Consider the following 18,054-nt stretch of genomic DNA (forward strand, 5'->3'; position numbering starts at 1 on the left):
TACGCGCCGAGCATCCGTATTATATTGGCAACACACTTGAAGCAGGGCGTGATCGCGTCCAGAATCGGACACGCGACCGCTGGAGGAATGGAATGGCGACGACACCCCCGATCACGACTAGCGAGCCTGCAACGGCTGAACAGGATCTCGTCCTGACCCCGCCCAGCCCCGTGCCGGCGGTGTCGGCCGAGAAGGCGTCTGGTCTGGTTCCCGTCGACCAAGGCACGAAATCGAAGCTGGAGGAGCGCGTCGACGGGTTCATCGATCAGCTTGTCGCGCAGGACGTGAACTCGCCCGAATTCGGCAAGCGCGTCGACGCCATCACCGCGATGGGCGCGAAGGAAATCCGCGAAGCGGCGGGCCAGTCGAACCGTTTCCTCGATCGCCCGGTCCGCGCGATGGATCAGGAGAATGGCGTCGGCAAGGATCTCGCCCAGCTCCGCCGCGTCGTCGAGGATCTCGATCCCGGCAAGAAGGGCAATCTGACCGCGCCGCAGAAGCTGTTCGGGATCATCCCGTTCGGCAACAAGATGCGCAATTACTTTGACAGCTACAAATCGTCGCAGACGCACATCAGCAGCATCCTGAAGAGCCTTGCCAGCGGCAAGGACGAGCTGCTGATGGACAATGCCGCGATCGATACCGAACGCGCGAATCTGTGGACCGCGATGGGGCGGCTGGAACAGATGATCCATCTGTCGAAGACGATGGACGCGAAGCTGGAGGACAAGGCGAACGAACTGGATCACAGCGATCCCGCCAAGGCCAAGGCGATCCGCGAGACCGCGTTGTTCTACGCCCGCCAGCGCACGCAGGATCTGCTGACGCAGATGGCGGTCACGGTGCAGGGGTATCTCGCGCTCGATCTGGTCAAGAAGAACAACGTCGAGCTGGTGAAGGGCGTCGATCGCGCTTCGACCACCACGGTCGCGGCACTTCGCACCGCGGTGACGGTGGCGCAGGCGCTAACGAACCAGAAACTGGTGCTGGAACAGATCACCGCGCTGAACACCACGACCGCGGGGATCATCGATTCGACCGGCAAGCTGCTGCGCAGCCAGACCGCGCAGATCCACGAACAGGCCGCCGCGTCGGCGATCCCGCTGGAGACGCTGCAGCGCGCGTTCCAGAACATCTACGACACGATGGACGCGATCGACACGTTCAAGCTGAAGGCGCTCGACACGATGAAAACGACGGTCGACGCGCTGTCGGGCGAGGTCGAGAAGTCGAAGGGCTATATCGCGCGCGCCGAGGGTGCGACGCAGAACCGCCTGTCGTCGTCGCCCGACACGTTCAAGCTGGAGTCGGTGTGAGCGATACCGACGACACGATCGCGTCGGCGCGCGCCGCCTACGAACGGATCACCGGCGCGCGGTACGACGTAGTTCCTACGCGCCGACGTTCGCGTGGCGGCGGCTTGCGCAAGCGGGTGACGCGGATAGCGGTGGCCGACGCCGCGATCCTCCTCGCTGCGACGGTGATCGGGCTGTTCATTCCGCTCGGGATGTTCGGCGCGCTGGCGGTGATGGCGCTGCTGATCGCGGCGACGGTGGCGCTGGCGATCTATCCGCAGGACGTGGCGTTGCCGCCCGAACGGCTGCGTCAGGCCGATTTGCGCACGCTGCCCGCGCAAACCGGGCGCTGGCTCGATTCGCAACGCGCCGCCCTCCCCGCGCCTGCGGTGATGGTCGCCGACCGGATCGGCGTGCGGCTGGATACGCTAGGCGTCCAGCTCGCCGCGCTCGACGATGACACGCCCGCAGCCGGAGAAATCCGGCGGCTGGTGGGCGAACAATTGCCCGAATTCGTCCGCGACTATCAACGCGTCCCGCGCGAGATGCGCGGCGTCCCCCGCAACGGCAAGACGCCCGACCGGCAATTGGTCGACGGGCTGGAGGTGATCGAGCGCGAGATCGGGCAGATGAGCGAACAACTGGCGCAGGGCGACCTCGACTCGCTCGCCACGCGCAGCCGGTATCTGGAAATAAAGTACAGCGGAGAGGGCTAAGTCGCTCCGCTTATCGGTAGCGACAATGTCATGTCGATGCGGTAGCGGGACCGCCATGATCGACCGCGTCAAGAACCTAGATGGCATCCACAACTTCCGCGATTACGGCGGCTATCAAGCGCGTGACGGGCGATTGAAGACGGGCGCGTTGTGGCGGTCCGGCCAGCATGGCGGCGCGACCCCGGCCGACCTTGCCGCGGTGTCCGAACTTGGCCTTTCGACCGTGATCGACCTGCGCGGCGACAGCGAACGGCGAGAGATGCCGTGCCTGCGTCACGACCAGTTCGGTGGGCTGGTGCTGTTCGCGCCGGGCGAAACCGCAGGGTCGGAACTCGCCCCGCACGAGGAGGCCGGGCGCGGCATCACCACGGCAGATCAGGCGAAGGCGGCGATGACGAAGCTTTACGCCGCGATGCCGTTTCGCCCCGTGCTGATCGGATCGATCACGCTGTATTTCGAGGCGCTGGCGACGCGCGACGGACCGAGCCTGCTGCATTGCCTGGCGGGGAAGGATCGCACCGGCCTGGCGGTGGCGCTGCTTCATCGGCTGCTCGGGGTGCATGAGGACGATGTGATGGCGGACTACGTCCTGACGAACATCGCCGGAAATCCGCAGCGCCGGATCGCGTCGGCCGCCGGATCGATCCGCGCGCGCTATGGCGCGGGAATGAGTGACGAGGCGATCATCACGTTGATGTCGGTCGACCCGATGTACCTGGAGACGGCGACCGCGGCGATCCTCGATCGATACCCGACGATCGAGGCCTATGCCGAAACCGTTCTTGGCGTCGACGCCTCGCGACGCGAGGCGCTGGCGGAGCGGCTGCTCGCCTGAACAAATCGTGCATTGTCAGTTCATCCGCTTCATTGGATAGAGCCGGACCATGAACAGCCGCATCACCGCCGCCGCCCTAGCTGCCATCGCCTTCCCCGCCACCGCCTACGCCGCGACGCCGATCAGCGGACGCTATCTGACCGAGGACGGGGCGGCGATGGTCGAGGTCGCCCCGTGCGGCCAGCAATATTGCGGCCGGATTGCGCGCGTGCTGAAGGCGAAACCCGGAGCACCGGCGACCGACGTCAACAACAAGGACGCCGCGCTGCGCACGCGGCCGATCGTCGGCATGGCGGTGCTGTCGGGCTTCGTCGACAAGGGCGACGACTGGCGCGGCAAGATCTACGATCCGCGCAACGGGAAAAGCTACAAGTCGATCGTCACGCGCAATGCGGACGGATCGCTGAAGGTGCAGGGCTGCATCGCGTTCCTGTGCCAGACGCAGACGTGGAAAGTGGCGCGTTAAGCTCTTATTCCTCCCCGGAACGGGGAGGTGGCAGCCCGCAGGGCTGACGGAGGGGCAGCCAAAACGGCTGACGTTGATTGGGTCTGCCCCTCCACCATTCGCTGCGCGAACGGTCCCCCTCCCCGTGCCGGGGAGGATTGAGTTTCACACCGGCGCGGCGTCGGCCCCTGCACCGTAATGATGCCATGCGAAGATCGCCGCCGCGCCGCGGTGCGGCCGCCATGCCTCCGCCAGATCGCGGGTCAGCTTCTCGCTCGGGCGGGCGTCATGGCCCAGGATACGTCCGACCTCGATCTGCACCGCCAGGTCGCCCGCTGGCCACACATCCTCTCGGCCCTCGGCGAACAACAGATAGATTTCGGCCGACCAGCGCCCGATCCCTTTCACACGTACCAGCGCGGCGATCGCTTCCTCGTCGTCCTCCGGCAGGTTTTCCAGATCGAGCCGTCCGCTCGTGACCTCCTCCGCCAGACTTTTGGCGTAGGAGGATTTCTGCCGCGAGAAGCCGCACGCGCGCAGGGTTTCGTCGCTGGCGGCGGCGATATTGTCGGGCTTGGTCGGATCGCCGACCGCGGCCTCCAGCTTGCGCCAGACCGAATCGGCCGCGGCGACGCTGACCTGCTGACCGACGATCGTGCGCAGCAAGGTGGCATAGCCGCGGTCGCGGATACGTGGCGCGGGATAGCCGACACGGGCAAGCGCCGCGGCGAACGCAGGCTCGCTGAGCGCCAGCGCATCGAGGCTGCCGCGGAGTTGCGCTTCGTTCAGGCCCATTTGAGGCTTCGCCTGTTGGCCCATTGCAGGCTCGCCAAGGAGACGGCATGGGGCGGGGGAATTTTTCGGGAGAGCATGATGCCGAAGCTTATCGTCGTGACGCGCAATGGGGAAGAACGCGAGATCATGGGCGAGGCCGGCCTGTCGGTGATGGAGGTCGCGCGCGATGCCGGGATCGACGAGATCCTGGCGCTGTGCGGCGGTTGCTGCAGTTGCGCCACCTGCCACGTCCATGTCGACCCGGAATTTGCGGCCAAACTGAAACCGATGAGCGAGGACGAGAACGACCTGCTCGAATCGTCCGGCGACCGGAACGAATATTCGCGGCTGTCGTGCCAGGTCGAGTTCACCGACGCGCTGGACGGGTTGCGGGTGACGGTGGCCGAGGAGGACTGACGGACGCAGGCGCGGCCACGCCCGCGCCGATGCGCTAAGCGCAGCGTCCGGCACGGCCGGCGGGTCGGCATCGCCGAACCCGTCCGACGGCGGCTTTGCCGCCGTCGCCGCACGGAAGGTTAGGCTAAGGTTAGTCCAAGAACGCATTTTCGCACGCCTGAATCTAGTCCGAAAACGTCAAGATAGAATCGCGTCGAGGAAGCATGCTACCAGCGATGTGAAAGACCAGTTCCGACAATATCGCAGGTGCGGTCTTGTAGGAAAGTAGTTTCGCGACCTTTCTACCGCGCCGCCACCGCGTACAACGCGATCGCTGCCGCGTTCGACACGTTCAAACTCTCCACCCGCCCCGAGATCGGCAGCTTCGCCAGTTCGTCGCAGTGCGTTTCGGTATTCTGCCGCATCCCTTCGCCCTCCGCGCCGAGCACGATCGCGACCTTCTTCTGTTCGCCGAGAATAACCGACAACGTCTGCGGCGCCGCGCCGGTCAGCCCGATGCGCCAGAAGTTCGCATCGCGAATTTCGTCCAGCGCGCGCGCGAGGTTCACGACGCGGACCCACGGCACGACCTCCAGCGCGCCCGATGCGGCGCGCGCCAGTGCCCCCGATTCGGGCGGCGAATGGCGGTCCTGCGTAACGATGCCGAGCGCGTCGAACGCCGCGGCCGAGCGCATGATCGCGCCGACATTATGCGGATCGGTGACCTGATCGAGCACCACCAACGGCCGCGGACGATCCTCTGGATCCTGCGCGCCCTGATCGAGCAGTTCGCCGAGCCACACGTCCTCCAGCGGATCGACCTCGATCACCAGCCCCTGATGCGGCGCGTCGCCGGGCACCAGCCGCGCGAGATCGGTGACCTCGGCATAGACGATCGGGATCACCGGCGGCAGTTGGAGCGACGAGAGCGCCTCGCGCGTGCCCCACACTTTCCGCACGGTGCGCTCTGGATTGGCGAGCGCCGCGGTGACGGCATGACGTCCCCAGAAGCGCGGGCGGTTGCCCTGCGCCTGGCTCGGCCGGTGTCCACGCTTGGCCATCAGTCGTCACTCTCAGGGTATGCGAAGGGATCGGTGACCGCAGGCTTCGTCGGCAGCGGCGGCCGGGGCAGCGCCTTTTCGGCATTGGCGGCGTTCAGCAGGAAGGCGGCGAGGATCGTCGCGCCCTGCCGCATGTCTTCGGCACGCAGGTGGTCGTACGTGTCGGCCGACGAATGGTGCGTGACCGAATCGTAATCGAGCGGATCCTGGATGAACTGGAAGCCCGGCGCGCCGATCGACTGCATGAAAACGTGATCGGTCCCGCCGGTTCGCGCGGTCGCGACTTGCGTCATCCCCATCGAGCGGAACGGCGCCATCCATTCCTGAAAGATGTTCGCCGCAGCCGGATTGTTCTCGGCATAAATGCCGCGCAGTTTGCCCGATCCATTGTCGATGTTGAAATACGCCGCCAGGTCGCGATAGCCCGGCTGCGGCGTGATCGGCCAACGCTTGTCCCACGTGAAATAGCGCGACAGGCCGGTCGTATTGGGGTCGTTCGGGCTGCCGCGGGTTGCGAGGTGCTTTTCGACATAGGCGATGCTGCCGAACAACCCCTGCTCCTCCCCGCTCCACAACGCGAAGCGGATCGTGCGTTTCGGCCGCACGCCCATCGCCGACAGGATGCGCGCCGCCTCCATGATCATCGCGCTGCCCGCGCCATTGTCGGTCGCGCCGTCGCCCGCGACCCAACTGTCGAGATGCGCGCCGGCCATGACGTAACCGGCTTTGGCGTCGGCACCCGGAATGTCGGCGAGGATATTGTAGCCCTGCTGGTCGCTGTCGTCGTATTTGACTTGGCTGACGATCTCCAGCGCCGGCGCGGGGCCGATCTTGGCGAGGCGGGCGAGGCGGCGATAATCCTCAGCGGCGATCTGCACGCCCGGCATCGACGGCGACTTGCCCGTCTCGAACATATAGCCTTCGCCGTGGACGAGTTTGCCGTCACGGTACGAGATCGTCGCATAACCGACCGCGCCCTCCGCCTTCAGGAACGCGTCGCGTTCGACCTCGAACAAATTCTCGCGCAGTTCCTTGGCGTCGGCGGCGGGATCGTTCTTCGGCTGATCGAACTGGTCGAGTTTCGAGAGGTCGTCCCCGGTGTAGCGCTTGAACCGTGGATTCGTCAGGTCGCGGGCATTTCCCGGCTGTGACACCAGCACGATCTTGCCCGTCAGTTTCCCGCGATATTGCGCGAAATCGCGCTTCTTCTCCATCGGCGCGACGACGATCGGCGCAGTCAGCGTGCCGTTCGTCGGCGGGGTCCACGCGATCGGGATCGCGGTCAGCTGAATCACGCGCGGCGTCGTCATCCGCACGCTGGATCCGTCGATCGACCAGCCGCGGCCGAAATCGAAACCCTCCTTGCGCGCGTTCTTCAGGCCCCATTCGGTGAACTTCGCCAGCGTCCAGCCTTCCGCCACGCGCATCTGCGGCGAATTGGTCAGGCGCGGGCCGATCACGTCGCTCAGATGCTGCGCCGTCGTCATCACCTGACTGTGGTTCATCCCCTCGTCGATGATCCGCGCGGTCTGCCCCGCGTCCTGCGCGAGTGCAGGGACCGCGACGAACGCCGCCGCGGCAAACAGGAATGGACGCATCGATTGAGACCCCTTGGCGATATTCGTTGCGCACGACGCTATGCCGCGGCGGTCGTGCGCGCAAGCGGTGTGGACGCGCGTTGACAGCCGAGCGGCGCTTCGGCATGGGGCGCCCTCGCTTTCACGAAGCGACGCGTTTCGACGCAACCCTGGGGACAGGTGGCCGAGTGGTTAAAGGCAGCAGACTGTAAATCTGCCCGTGCAAGCGTACGCTGGTTCGAATCCAGCCCTGTCCACCAATAGCAGCGATACCTGCCGACCACCCGATCCGGTAAATTTCGTGCAACGCCGCACGGTAACGCGACTCGCCGCATCGTCCGGCGTATAGGCGCGGCGCGCTCGGTCGACGGCCGGGCAAGACAACCAGAGGCGATGGGACAGCATGAAGAACGTCAAGGATCTGATCCGCAGCGGAGACTATGACGCCGCGTTGGCGGTGGTGGAGCCGGAACTGACCGGTCCGTCGCGGAAAGTCGCGCTGACTCACAAGATGCGCATCCTGATGCGTTCCGACCGGCCCAACGCGGGCGACACCATCCGCGAACTGCTGGCCGAGGGTGAGCCGACCGCGGAGGCGCATGCGAACCTGGCCGCGGTGATGATGATGCATCGGAAATACAACGAGGCCGTGGAGGAAGGCCGCCGCGCGCTGTCGATCGATCCGGCCGCGGTCGCTGCGCGCAAGCGGGTGATCTCGACGCTGCAGCGCCTGCGCCGCGATCCGGAGGCGTTGGAGGTCGTCAACGCGGGGATCGCGCAGCATCCCGACGATGACAGCTTCGTCGAGCTTCGCACGCAGATCGAAGCGAAACTCGCCCCTGCCGCCGCGTCCGAAACGCCGATCGCGGAGACTGCGCCGGAACCCGAACCTCAGCCCGATCTGCCGAAACGCAAGAAAAAGAAGTTCATGCGCTCGTTCGGCAAACGCTGATCGGCGCAGCGCTTCGTCGGAGGGGTGGAGCGGGTAACGGGAATCGAACCCGTGTATTCAGCTTGGAAGGCTGCTGTACTACCATTGTACTATACCCGCCCAAGGGCATCGCGGGGGTCGCCTGCCACAGAGGCGGGCGATCGGTCAACCGTCAGGCGAGGCTCGGCAGGTCGAGACCCTTCTGGCGCGCGCAGTCGCGGGCGATATCGTAACCCGCATCGGCGTGGCGCATGACGCCCGTCGCAGGGTCGTTCCACAAGACGCGTTCCAGCCGGCGTGCGGCATCGGGGGTGCCGTCGGCGACGATGACCATGCCGGAATGCTGCGAATAGCCCATGCCGACTCCGCCGCCGTGGTGCAGCGACACCCAGGTCGCGCCTGACGCGGTGTTGAGCAGGGCGTTGAGCAGCGGCCAGTCGCTGACCGCGTCCGATCCGTCGGCCATCGCCTCAGTCTCCCGATTGGGGCTGGCGACCGATCCCGAATCGAGGTGGTCGCGGCCGATCACGATCGGGGCCTTCAACTCGCCGCTCGCAACCATCTCGTTGAACGCCAGGCCGAGCCGGTGGCGATCGCCGAGACCAACCCAGCAGATACGCGCGGGCAGGCCCTGAAAGCGGATGCGCTCCGCCGCCATGTCGAGCCAGCGGTGAAGGTGCGCGTCGTCGGGAAGCAGTTCCTTCACCTTCGCATCGGTGCGCGCGATGTCCTCCGGATCGCCCGACAGCGCGGCCCAGCGGAACGGCCCGACGCCGCGACAGAACAAGGGACGGATATAGGCCGGGACGAAGCCGGGGAAGGCAAAGGCGTCGGCGACGCCTTCGTCGAACGCGACCTGCCGGATGTTGTTGCCGTAATCGAACGTCGGCACGCCCATCTTCTGAAAATCGAGCATCGCGCGAACGTGAATCGCCATCGATTGCTTGGCCGCACGTTCGACCGCGGCGGGGTCGCTCTCGCGCTCGCGCGCCCAGCGATCGAGCGTCCAGCCGACCGGCAGATAGCCGTTGAGCGGATCATGCGCCGAAGTCTGGTCGGTTACCGCATCAGGACGAACGCCGCGCCGGACGAGTTCGGGAAAAATCTCCGCCGCATTGCCGACCAGCCCGACCGAAACCGGCGCGTTCGCCCCCGTCAACAGCGCCAGCGCCTCGTCCAGCGTCTCCGCCTGCCGATCGAGATAGCCGGTCGCCAGCCGCATTTCGATCCGGCTCGGCTGGCATTCGATCGCCAGGCACGACGCGCCCGCCATCACCGCCGCCAGCGGCTGCGCGCCACCCATCCCGCCCAGCCCGCCGGTCAGGATCCAGCGCCCCGACAGGTCGCCGCCGTAATGCTGGCGGCCCATCTCGACGAATGTCTCGTACGTGCCCTGCACGATGCCCTGCGTGCCGATGTAGATCCATGATCCCGCGGTCATCTGGCCGTACATCGCCAGACCCTTCGCGTCGAGCTCGTGGAAATGCTCCCACGTCGCCCATTTCGGCACGAGGTTGGAATTGGCGATCAGCACGCGCGGCGCATCCTTGTGCGTGCGGAACACGCCGACCGGCTTGCCCGACTGGACCAGCAGGGTTTCGTCATCCTCCAGCCGCCGCAGCGTCTCGACGATCCGGTCGAAACTGTCCCAGTCGCGCGCGGCGCGGCCGATGCCGCCATAGACGACCAGTTCGGCGGGGTTTTCGGCGACCGCGGGGTCTAGGTTGTTCATCAGCATCCGCAGCGCCGCCTCGGTCTGCCAGCTCTTTGCGCTGCGGATCGGACCGGTCGGCGCGACGATATGGCGGCTGTTGTCGAGGCGGGTCATGTGGGGCCTTTCGCGAAGTTCAGCGCGGCGTTCAGGATGCGGGCGAGGTCGCGGCGTAGGGGCGCAGCGCGGTCGGGGTCGTAGCGCGGCGGCCAGTTTTCGGGTGTTATCTCAGGGGGTTCGTCGAGATAGGCGCGGATCGCGATCTCTAGCTGGATCGCGTGGATGCCCTCCAACGGACGGCCGTAGTGGCGGGTCGTCCAGCCGCCGCGGAAGCGGCCATCGACGACGTGGCTGCGCGCGCTCGCCGCCTTGGCCACGGCTTCGGTCAACGCCGGATCGCAGGTCGCGCCGCCGTTCGTGCCGATGTTGAGTTCGGGCAATTCGCCGTCGAACAACCGCGGGATGCGGCTGCGGATCGAATGGCAATCGTATACGACGACGCGGTCATAGAGCTTGCGGAGCCGCGCGACCTCTGCGGCGAGCGCGGCGTGATAGGGGTCGAACCAGCGTTCCCGCCGCGTGGCGATGTCCGGGCCAGCACCATCGCTGTAAAGCGGATCGCCGTCGAAGGTGGTCGTCGGGCACAATTCGGTCGTCGCCTGCCCTGGATAGAGCGACGCTCCCGACGGATCGCGGTTCACGTCGATGATGCTGCGCGAAATGTCGGTGCGGATCGTGGTCGCCTCAACCAGCCCATCGTACAGCGCGGCGATGTGCCAGTCGGTGTCGCGCCGCGCGATCCAGTCCGATCGGAAATCGCTCTCGGGCAAATACGTCCCGCCGTGCGGAAACGCCAGGATCAGCGGCGTATCGGCGCGCGCGACGTGGAGCCAGCTCACGCCGCCACAATTCCCGGCAGCGCATCGGCGCAAGCGACCAGTCGACCGTCTGCGACCATCGCGATCGCCGCCGCCATGTCCGGCGCGATGTAGCGATCGTCCTCCAGCGTCGGCACATCGGCGCGGAGCAAGGCGCGCACCCGCTCGACCACCGTGCTCGACGTCAGGCCGGCGTGGAAATCGCACCCCTGGCAAGCGGTCAGCAATTCGATCCCCAGCACCGCCTCGACATTCGCGGCCATCCCGATCAACCGCCGCGCGCCGTGCGCCGCCATCGACACGTGATCCTCCTGATTGGCCGAGGTCGGGATCGAATCGACGCTGGCGGGATACGCCTTCTGCTTGTTCTCGCTGACCAGCGCCGCGGCGGTGACCTGCGGAATCATGAAACCCGAATTGAGACCCGGCCGCGGGGTCAGGAACGCAGGGAGACCCGACAGCGCCGGATCGACCAGCATCGCGACGCGGCGTTCGGAGAGACTCCCGATCTCGCACAGCGCCAGCGCGATCATGTCGGCGGCGAAGGCGACGGGCTCGGCGTGGAAATTGCCGCCCGACAGCGCCTCGTCGGTTTCAGCGAAGACGAGCGGATTGTCCGACACGCCGTTCGCCTCGATCAGCAGCGTCGCACCCGCCTGCCGCAGCAGATCGAGCACCGCGCCCATCACCTGCGGCTGGCAGCGCAGGCAATAGGGATCCTGCACACGTTCGTCGCCCTCGCGGTGAGAGGCGCGGATCGCCGATCCCTCCATCATGCGGCCAAGCGCGGCGGCGGTCTCGATCTGTCCGGCGTGCCCGCGCGCGGTGTGGATGCGCGGGTCGAACGGCGCGTCCGATCCCTTCGCCGCCTCGGTCGCGACGACGCCGGTGAGCAATGCGGAGCGATACAGCCGCTCGGCCGAAAACAGCGCGGCGAGCGCATAGGCGCAGGAGAATTGCGTGCCATTGAGCAGCGCCAGCCCTTCCTTCGGGCCGAGTTCGAGCGGGGCCAATCCCGCATCCACCAACGCCTCGGCCGCAGGCTTCGCAACGCCATTGCGAACGATCTCGCCGATCCCGATCATCGCCGCGGCGAGGTGCGACAACGGCGCAAGATCGCCGCTCGCACCGACCGACCCCTGCGATGGAATGACGGGCGTCATGCCATGTTCGAGCATCGCTTCGAGCAATGCAATTGTCGCGGGTTTCACGCCCGAGACACCCTGCGCGAGGCTCATCAGCTTCAGCGCCATCATCAGCCGCACGACGTCCGCGGGCATCGGATCACCGACGCCCGCGGCGTGGCTCAATACGATATTACGCTGGAGCGTGGCGAGGTCGTGCGCCTCGATCCTGACGGTCGCGAGTTTTCCGAAGCCGGTGTTGATGCCGTATACGGGCGCGCCGCGCGCAACGATGCGGGCGACGGCGGCGGCGCTTTCTTCGATGCCAGCGCGGCACGCCGGGTCGAGCGTGAATGCCGCGCCTTCATAGACCGCGCGCCATTGGTCATAGGAAACGCAGGCAGGAGTAAGGATCATTTAGCATTCCGAATGCGCGCGTGGAGCGGGTTGAAGCCGATGCGATAGACCAGCTCGGCGGGGTCATCGACGTCCCAGATCGCGAGGTCGCACGCCTTGCCGACCTCCAGCGAACCAATCTCATCAGCCAACCCCAGCGCCCGCGCGGCGTTGATCGTCATGCCGCGTAGGGCCTTGTCTACGGTCAGGCGGAAGCAGGTCGCGGCCATGTTCATCGCCAGCAACGGCGAGGTCAGCGGCGAGGTTCCCGGGTTGCAATCGGTGGCGATGGCGATCGGCACATTGGCGGCGCGGAGCGCGGCGACCGGCGGCTGCTTCGTCTCGCGCATGAAATAATATGCGCCGGGCAGCAGCACCGCGACCGTTCCGGCGCGCGCCATCGCGGCCACATCGTCGTCGGTCGCATATTCGAGGTGATCGGCCGACAGCGCGCCGTGTTTTGCCGCGAGCGATGCGCCGCCGAGGGCGGACAGTTGTTCGGCGTGGAGCTTCACCGGCAAGCCATGCGCGCGCGCCGCCGCGAACACGCGATCGGTCTGCGCCGGGGTGAAGCCGATACTCTCGCAGAAGGCGTCGACCGCATCGGCCAGCCCTTCCGCCGCGACCGCGGGGATCATCGTGTCGCAGACCAGATCGACATAGCTGTCGGCGTCACCGCAATATTCGGGCGGGACCGCGTGTGCGCCGAGGAAGGTCGTCGCGATCCGAACGTCGCGTGCTCCGCCCAACGCCCGCGCCGCGCGCAGCATCTTGCGTTCGTCGTCCAGCGTCAGGCCGTAGCCCGATTTCACCTCGACCGTCGTGACGCCCTCCCCGATCAGCGCGTCGAGTCGCGGGAGGGCGGTCGCGACGAGGTCGGCCTCGGTCGCCGCGCGCGTCGCGTTCATCGTTGACAGGATGCCGCCGCCCGCCCGCGCGATCTCTTCATACGACACGCCGTCCAGCCGCATCGCGAATTCGCGCGCGCGGCTGCCGGCGTGGATCAGGTGCGTATGGCAGTCGATCAGGCCCGGCGTGATCCAGCGTCCCGCGCAATCGTGGACGGTTGCCGCATCGAGCGCAGGTGCGTCGGCAGCCGCCCCGGCGTAGATGATCCGTCCGTCGCTGGCGGCGATAACGCCGTCTTCGATTCGGCCGATTCCCGACGCGTCGGACGCCATCGTCGCAAGCCGTGCGCCCCGCCAGATCGTGTCGCATCTCATGCTCGATCACGTACCTGTCTATACAACTGATGGCAATACTGGCATCGATGAAGCGACGGAGGAAATGAGCGTGACGACATTGTGGTTTGCCAGCGCATTGCTCCCCGACGGCTGGGCCGAGCGCGTGCGCATCACGATCGCCGATGGCCGTATCGCCGGGGTCGAGCGCGACGTGAGCGCCGCGGCCGAAGACGAGAGTCACGCCGTCGCCCTGCCCGGCCTGCCCAATCTCCATTCGCACGCCTTCCAGCGGTTGATGGCGGGGCTGGCCGAAGCGCCCGGTGCGCCGGGGCAGGATGATTTCTGGGGCTGGCGGACGCTGATGTACCGGCTGGTCGAGCGGCTGACCCCCGACGACGTCGCCGCAATTGCCGCACTGGCCTATGTCGAGATGGCCGAGGCCGGGTTCACCCGCGTCGGCGAATTCCATTACCTGCACCACGCCCCCGACGGCCGCGGCTATGACGATTTGGCGGCGATGGCGGCGGCGATCGCGACGGCGGCGGACGAGACCGGCATCGCGCTGACCCTGTTGCCGGTTTTCTATGCGCACAGCGATTTCGGAGGCGCGCTGGCGACCGCGCAGCAGCGCCGCTTCGTGAACGACCTCGACGGGTTCGCGCGCCTGCTCGACGCGAGCCGCGCCGCAGTCCGGTCGCTGCCCGACACGATCGTCGGGGTCGCGCCGCATTCGCTGCGCGCGGTGGCCCCCGACGAACTGGACCGGTTGGTGACGCTGGCGAACGGCGCACCGATCCACATCCATGTCGCCGAACAGGTGCGCGAGGTGGAGCGATGCCTCGCCTGGTCGGGGCAGCGGCCGGTCGACTGGCTGCTCGATCACGCACCGGTCGATGAACGTTGGTGCCTGATCCACGCGACGCATGTCGAAGAGAGCGAACTCGCGCGGATCATCGCATCGGGCGCGGTCGTCGGGCTGTGTCCGGTGACAGAGGCGAATCTGGGCGACGGCATCTTTCCCGCCGCCGACTATCTGGCACGGGGCGGCGCGTTCGGGATCGGGACCGATTCGAACGTGCGGATCGATGCGGCGGAGGAACTGCGGCTGCTGGAATATGGCCAGCGCCTGACGCTGCGGCGTCGCGCGGTGCTGGCGCAGGATGGGCGGTCGACCGGAAGGGCACTGTTCGATGCGGCGCTGGCGGGGGGTGCGCAGGCACTCGGCGCGATCGGCGGTCTCGCGGTCGGCGCGCCCGCCGATATTGTCGCGCTCGCAGAGGATTCAGCGACCGGCGACACCATCCTCGACCGCTGGATTTTCGCACGCACGCGCGGCGTCGATGCGGTGTGGCGCGGTGGACGGCGGATCGTTAGCGAGGGACGGCACGTCCACCGCGACGCTATCGAGCGCCGCTATGCGCAAGTGGCGGCGCGGCTGCTTACGGCGTAAACGCCGCCGCCAGCTCGAACCGCCGCCCCGGATGCGTCAGCCGCGCGTGGCTGGCGATCCGCCCGCCGCTCCACGTCTGGCGCAGCATCACCAGCACCGGATCGCCCGCTTTCAGATCGAGCAGGTCGCGCGTGCGGGCATCAGGCAGTTCGGCGCGGACGCGGTGTTCGACACGCTCGATCGGCGCGACGCGGGTCAAATAGTCGTTCGGGGTGGTCGCGGTGAAATCGAGCGCGCCGTAATCGGGCGCGACAGCGGCCAGCACGACGCGATCCTCCAGTTGCAGCGGCATGCCCGCTTCGTGATGGACGATGATCGAATGGAATACCGGCGTGCCCGCCAAGACCTCCAGCAGCGCCGCGGTGCGCGCGTCGGCCTCCAGCGCAAGGTTCTGCACGACCGCCGCATGATAGTCGTGGCCCCGGCCGCGGATTTCCTCGGCGATGTTGCGGATTTCGATGACGTGGCCGATCGGCACCGGCTCGGCGATGAAAGATCCCGCGCCCGCGCGCCGCGTGACGATCCCCTCGGCCTGCAGTTCGCGCAACGCGCGGTTCGCGGTCATGCGCGAGACGCCGAACATGGCGACCAGCTCGGCCTCCGACGGCAGCCGGTCACCCGGCCGCATCGCGCCGTCGCGGATCGCGTCCAGCAGATGCCGCTTGATCGCGGCGTAGCGTGGGGCCGCAGCGGTCAGAACCACGCCCTGACGCCGAAGACGAGGTTCAGCCCGTCGCGATCCTCGCCGTCTGCGCTCGCCCACGACACGCCGATATAGGGGGCGAATTCGCGCTTGATCTCGTAGCGGAGCCGCAGGTCGAGTTCGGCATCGCTCAGGCCCGCGCCGTCCTGCGCCGCGAAATTGAGTTCCGCACGCGGCTGCAGGATCAGCCGCTGGGTGATGCGCTGATCGTAACTGGCGGCCAACCGACCGAGCAGATCGCCCTTGGTCGAGACGAAGGCGTGCGCCTCGACCTCGAACCAGTATGGTGCAAGGCCCTCGACCCCGATCGCGGCATAGGTGCGTGACGGCGTAGGGCGAATATCCTGCCGCACGCCGCCCTGCAGGTTGAAATACGGCCCGATCGCGCGCGAATAGAGCGCCTGGACCTCGGCATCGTCCAGCCGCTGCCCGAACGATCCCTCACCTTCGGTTTTCACCACCAGTCGGTCGATGTCGCCGCCGAACCAGCCCTCGCCCTCCCAGCGGAAGCCGTCGCGGCCGTCGCGGATCTGCAATTCGGCAATGTCGACCATCATCTGCGAAAAGGTGCCGCCGCCATGTTCGCGGCGCAATGTCTCGCGAGATTCCTGCATCGCCGCTGCACCCCAGACGCGGTCAGCATAGGTCGGAGCAGGCGCGATGGGCGCGGGCGCGTTGCCGGGGGGCGGCGCGGTGTGGTCTCCGCTGGGAGCGGCTGGGGTGCAGTGCCCCATCGCGGCGTGCTCGGGCGGACAGGAAGGATCGGCGGGTGGCGCAGGAGGTTTCGGCGCGGGGGTCTTCATGCCTGGCATGGTCGAATGATCCATCGTCTGCCCGACCGCCGGGCCCGCCAGCGCGATCATGCCGACAAGCAGCAGCACACCCCTCACGCCGCCGTCCCGTCGCGCGGGCGTACCGTGACGACCTGCATCATCCCGGCGTGCATATGATAGAGCACGTGGCAGTGGAACGCCCAGTCGCCGACCGCATCGGTGGTGACGTCGAAGGTCACCGTGCCGCCAGGCTGGACGTTGACGGTGTGCTTGCGCGGGGCGTGATCGCCGTGGCCGGTGACCAGTTCGAAGAAATGGCCGTGCAGGTGGATCGGGTGCCCCATCATCGTGTCGTTGACCAAGGTCACCCGCACGCGTTCGTCCTGCCGGAAGGCGATCGGCTCCTTCACCTCGTTCAGTTTCTCGCCGTCGAACGCCCACATATAGCGTTCCATATTGCCGGTCAGATGGATGCGCAGCGCGCGATCGGGCGCGCGCGGGTCGGGGTTGCGGTCGACCGCGATCAGATCGCGATAGATCAGCACCCTGTGGCCGACGTCCTCCAGCCCCTGCCCCGGTTCGCCGGTGCGATCGACCGGCATGGGGGAGATCGTCTGGACGGTCGCGGTCTTCTTCACCTCGGGCGCGGCGGAGAGGTCGCGCATCGAATGGTCCATGCCCGCCATCCCGGCCATCGCGCCCATCCCCATGTCCTTCATGGTCGCGAGCGGGCGTTTGCGTAGCGGCGGAACCTCGGCCGTCATGCCGGCGCGCGGGGCGAGGGTCGCACGCGCCATGCCCGACCGGTCGATGCTTTCGGCGACCAGGGTATAGGCGCGGTCGTCGGCGGGTTCGACGATCGCGTCGTATGTCTCGGCGACCGCGATCTGGAATTCGTCGACCGTGACCGGCCGCACGTTCAGTCCGTCGGCCTGGACGATCGTGACCTTGAGGCCGGGGATGCGGACGTTGAACGTCGTCATGGCGGACGCATTGACGAAGCGCAGGCGCACCCGCTCGCCGGGCCGGAACAGCGCGGTCCAATTGTCGCGCGGGCCGTGGCCGTTGACGAGATAGGTGTAGGTCGATGCGGTCACGTCGGCGACATCGCTCGGGTCCATCCGCATCGCGCCCCAGTCGCGGCGCTCCTTGCCCGATTGTCCTTCGCCGCGAAACTGGTCGGCCAATGTCTGCTTCTGATAGTTGAAATACCCGCCCTGCTGCTTCAGCTTCCGGAAGATCGCGTGCGGATGCAGCGGGCTGTGGTCGGACAGCATCACGACGTGTTCGCGGTCCGACGCGATCGGGTCGGCGCCTGCGGGATCGATGACGATCGGGCCGTAATGCCCCATCTGTTCCTGCAGCCCGGAATGGCTGTGATACCAGTACGTCCCCGCTTGCCGGACCGGAAACTTATAGGCGAAGGTCGATTTCGGCGGGATGCCGGGAAAGCTGACGCCGGGCACGCCGTCGTACTGGAACGGCACCAGCAGTCCGTGCCAATGGATCGATGAATCTTCGTCGAGGTCGTTGGTCACCGACAACCGCACGTTCTGCCCTTCGCGCAGCCGGATCAGCGGCGCAGGGGCGTGGCCGTTGATGCCGATCGCGTGGGTCTGCCGGCCGTCGACCGCCATCATCTGGTGAGCGATGCGCAGCGCGATGTCGGGGCCGATCTCGGTCGGCAGTGGTGCGACGATGCCGGGCGACACAATTTGCGCCCATGCCGGAGACAGCGGCGCGGCGGCAGCCGTGAGCGCCGCACCGCGCAGCAACCCGCGTCGATCGATCCTGTGGGTCATGGG

Annotated in this window: 17 protein-coding genes and 2 tRNA genes; 8 read left to right on the forward strand and 11 right to left on the reverse strand. The window is 67.0% G+C overall.

Going from position 1 to position 18,054, the window contains the following annotated elements; all coding sequences use genetic code 11:
• Nucleotides 1-92 precede the first annotated feature (92 nt).
• From M0208_RS03315 to M0208_RS03330, 4 genes are read left to right on the forward strand one after another with little or no spacing between them, the layout of a single operon-like run.
• Nucleotides 93-1,316: a toxic anion resistance protein gene (locus tag M0208_RS03315; RefSeq protein WP_258890311.1), complete on the forward strand. Its 1,224-nt coding sequence runs from the start codon at nt 93-95 to the stop codon at nt 1,314-1,316.
• Nucleotides 1,313-2,011 (forward strand): hypothetical protein, encoded by a 699-nt coding sequence (locus tag M0208_RS03320; RefSeq protein WP_258890312.1) that lies wholly within the window; start codon nt 1,313-1,315, stop codon nt 2,009-2,011. The genes M0208_RS03315 and M0208_RS03320 overlap by 4 nt, the downstream gene beginning before the upstream one ends.
• Before the next feature lie 55 nt (nt 2,012-2,066).
• The gene (locus tag M0208_RS03325; RefSeq protein ID WP_258890313.1) at nt 2,067-2,846 is read left to right on the forward strand and encodes a tyrosine-protein phosphatase; all 780 of its coding nucleotides are present in this window, start codon (nt 2,067-2,069) and stop codon (nt 2,844-2,846) included.
• A gap of 49 nt (nt 2,847-2,895) precedes the next feature.
• Complete coding sequence (locus tag M0208_RS03330; protein WP_258890314.1) at nt 2,896-3,312, forward strand: DUF2147 domain-containing protein; 417 nt, start codon at nt 2,896-2,898, stop codon at nt 3,310-3,312.
• Between the two features lie 144 nt (nt 3,313-3,456).
• Here the strand turns inward: M0208_RS03330 and M0208_RS03335 are convergent, their stop codons facing one another.
• Nucleotides 3,457-4,086, reverse strand: coding sequence for a DNA-3-methyladenine glycosylase (locus M0208_RS03335; protein WP_258890315.1), 630 nt, complete (start codon nt 4,084-4,086; stop codon nt 3,457-3,459).
• Nucleotides 4,087-4,164: 78 nt separating this feature from the next.
• Between M0208_RS03335 and M0208_RS03340 the strand changes: the two genes are divergently transcribed.
• Complete coding sequence (locus M0208_RS03340) at nt 4,165-4,482, forward strand: 2Fe-2S iron-sulfur cluster-binding protein (RefSeq protein WP_258890316.1); 318 nt, start codon at nt 4,165-4,167, stop codon at nt 4,480-4,482.
• Nucleotides 4,483-4,763: 281 nt separating this feature from the next.
• Here M0208_RS03340 and rlmB read toward each other — a convergent pair whose 3' ends face one another.
• Nucleotides 4,764-5,522: a 23S rRNA (guanosine(2251)-2'-O)-methyltransferase RlmB gene (gene rlmB / locus M0208_RS03345; RefSeq protein WP_258890317.1), complete on the reverse strand. Its 759-nt coding sequence runs from the start codon at nt 5,520-5,522 to the stop codon at nt 4,764-4,766.
• Nucleotides 5,522-7,120, reverse strand: a complete 1,599-nt coding sequence (locus M0208_RS03350) for a M20/M25/M40 family metallo-hydrolase (protein ID WP_258890318.1) — start codon at nt 7,118-7,120, stop codon at nt 5,522-5,524. Before M0208_RS03350 ends, rlmB begins: the two co-directional genes overlap by 1 nt.
• Nucleotides 7,121-7,273: 153 nt before the next feature.
• Between M0208_RS03350 and M0208_RS03355 the strand changes: the two genes are divergently transcribed.
• A tRNA-Tyr gene (locus tag M0208_RS03355) sits at nt 7,274-7,359 on the forward strand.
• 143 nt (nt 7,360-7,502) lie between these two features.
• On the forward strand, nt 7,503-8,051 hold the full coding sequence (locus tag M0208_RS03360; protein WP_258890319.1) for a tetratricopeptide repeat protein: 549 nt from the start codon (nt 7,503-7,505) through the stop codon (nt 8,049-8,051).
• A gap of 25 nt (nt 8,052-8,076) precedes the next feature.
• Here the strand turns inward: M0208_RS03360 and M0208_RS03365 are convergent.
• The 5 genes from M0208_RS03365 to hutI all read right to left on the reverse strand — a co-directional run bounded on the left by M0208_RS03365 (nt 8,077) and on the right by hutI (nt 13,362).
• Nucleotides 8,077-8,150 (reverse strand) — tRNA-Gly (locus M0208_RS03365).
• A 52-nt stretch (nt 8,151-8,202) separates the two neighbouring features.
• Nucleotides 8,203-9,858 carry a urocanate hydratase gene (gene hutU, locus M0208_RS03370; protein WP_258890320.1) on the reverse strand — a complete coding sequence of 552 codons (1,656 nt, stop codon included), beginning with the start codon at nt 9,856-9,858 and terminating at the stop codon, nt 8,203-8,205.
• On the reverse strand, nt 9,855-10,640 hold the full coding sequence (hutG, locus tag M0208_RS03375) for an N-formylglutamate deformylase (RefSeq protein ID WP_258890321.1): 786 nt from the start codon (nt 10,638-10,640) through the stop codon (nt 9,855-9,857). The genes hutU and hutG overlap by 4 nt, the downstream gene beginning before the upstream one ends.
• Complete coding sequence (gene hutH / locus M0208_RS03380) at nt 10,637-12,160, reverse strand: histidine ammonia-lyase (RefSeq protein WP_258890322.1); 1,524 nt, start codon at nt 12,158-12,160, stop codon at nt 10,637-10,639. Before hutH ends, hutG begins: the two co-directional genes overlap by 4 nt.
• The gene (gene hutI, locus M0208_RS03385) at nt 12,157-13,362 is read right to left on the reverse strand and encodes an imidazolonepropionase (protein WP_258890323.1); all 1,206 of its coding nucleotides are present in this window, start codon (nt 13,360-13,362) and stop codon (nt 12,157-12,159) included. The genes hutH and hutI overlap by 4 nt, the downstream gene beginning before the upstream one ends.
• A 64-nt stretch (nt 13,363-13,426) precedes the next feature.
• Here hutI and M0208_RS03390 point away from each other — a divergent pair, with 64 nt between their 5' ends.
• Nucleotides 13,427-14,773, forward strand: a complete 1,347-nt coding sequence (locus tag M0208_RS03390) for a formimidoylglutamate deiminase (RefSeq protein ID WP_258893157.1) — start codon at nt 13,427-13,429, stop codon at nt 14,771-14,773.
• On the opposite strand, the gene hutC is transcribed toward M0208_RS03390, so the two are convergent.
• Genes hutC through M0208_RS03405 form a run of 3 tightly spaced genes read right to left on the reverse strand, consistent with a single transcriptional unit; the run spans nt 14,763 to nt 18,051 of the window.
• Complete coding sequence (gene hutC, locus M0208_RS03395; RefSeq protein WP_258890324.1) at nt 14,763-15,476, reverse strand: histidine utilization repressor; 714 nt, start codon at nt 15,474-15,476, stop codon at nt 14,763-14,765. The genes M0208_RS03390 and hutC overlap by 11 nt on opposite strands.
• Nucleotides 15,467-16,366 (reverse strand): copper resistance protein B, encoded by a 900-nt coding sequence (locus tag M0208_RS03400; protein WP_258890325.1) that lies wholly within the window; start codon nt 16,364-16,366, stop codon nt 15,467-15,469. The genes hutC and M0208_RS03400 overlap by 10 nt, the downstream gene beginning before the upstream one ends.
• Nucleotides 16,363-18,051: a copper resistance system multicopper oxidase gene (locus M0208_RS03405; protein ID WP_258890326.1), complete on the reverse strand. Its 1,689-nt coding sequence runs from the start codon at nt 18,049-18,051 to the stop codon at nt 16,363-16,365. Before M0208_RS03405 ends, M0208_RS03400 begins: the two co-directional genes overlap by 4 nt.
• Nucleotides 18,052-18,054: the final 3 nt, after the last annotated feature.

This window comes from Sphingomonas sp. SUN019, from assembly GCF_024758705.1.
GTDB lineage: Bacteria > Pseudomonadota > Alphaproteobacteria > Sphingomonadales > Sphingomonadaceae > Sphingomonas.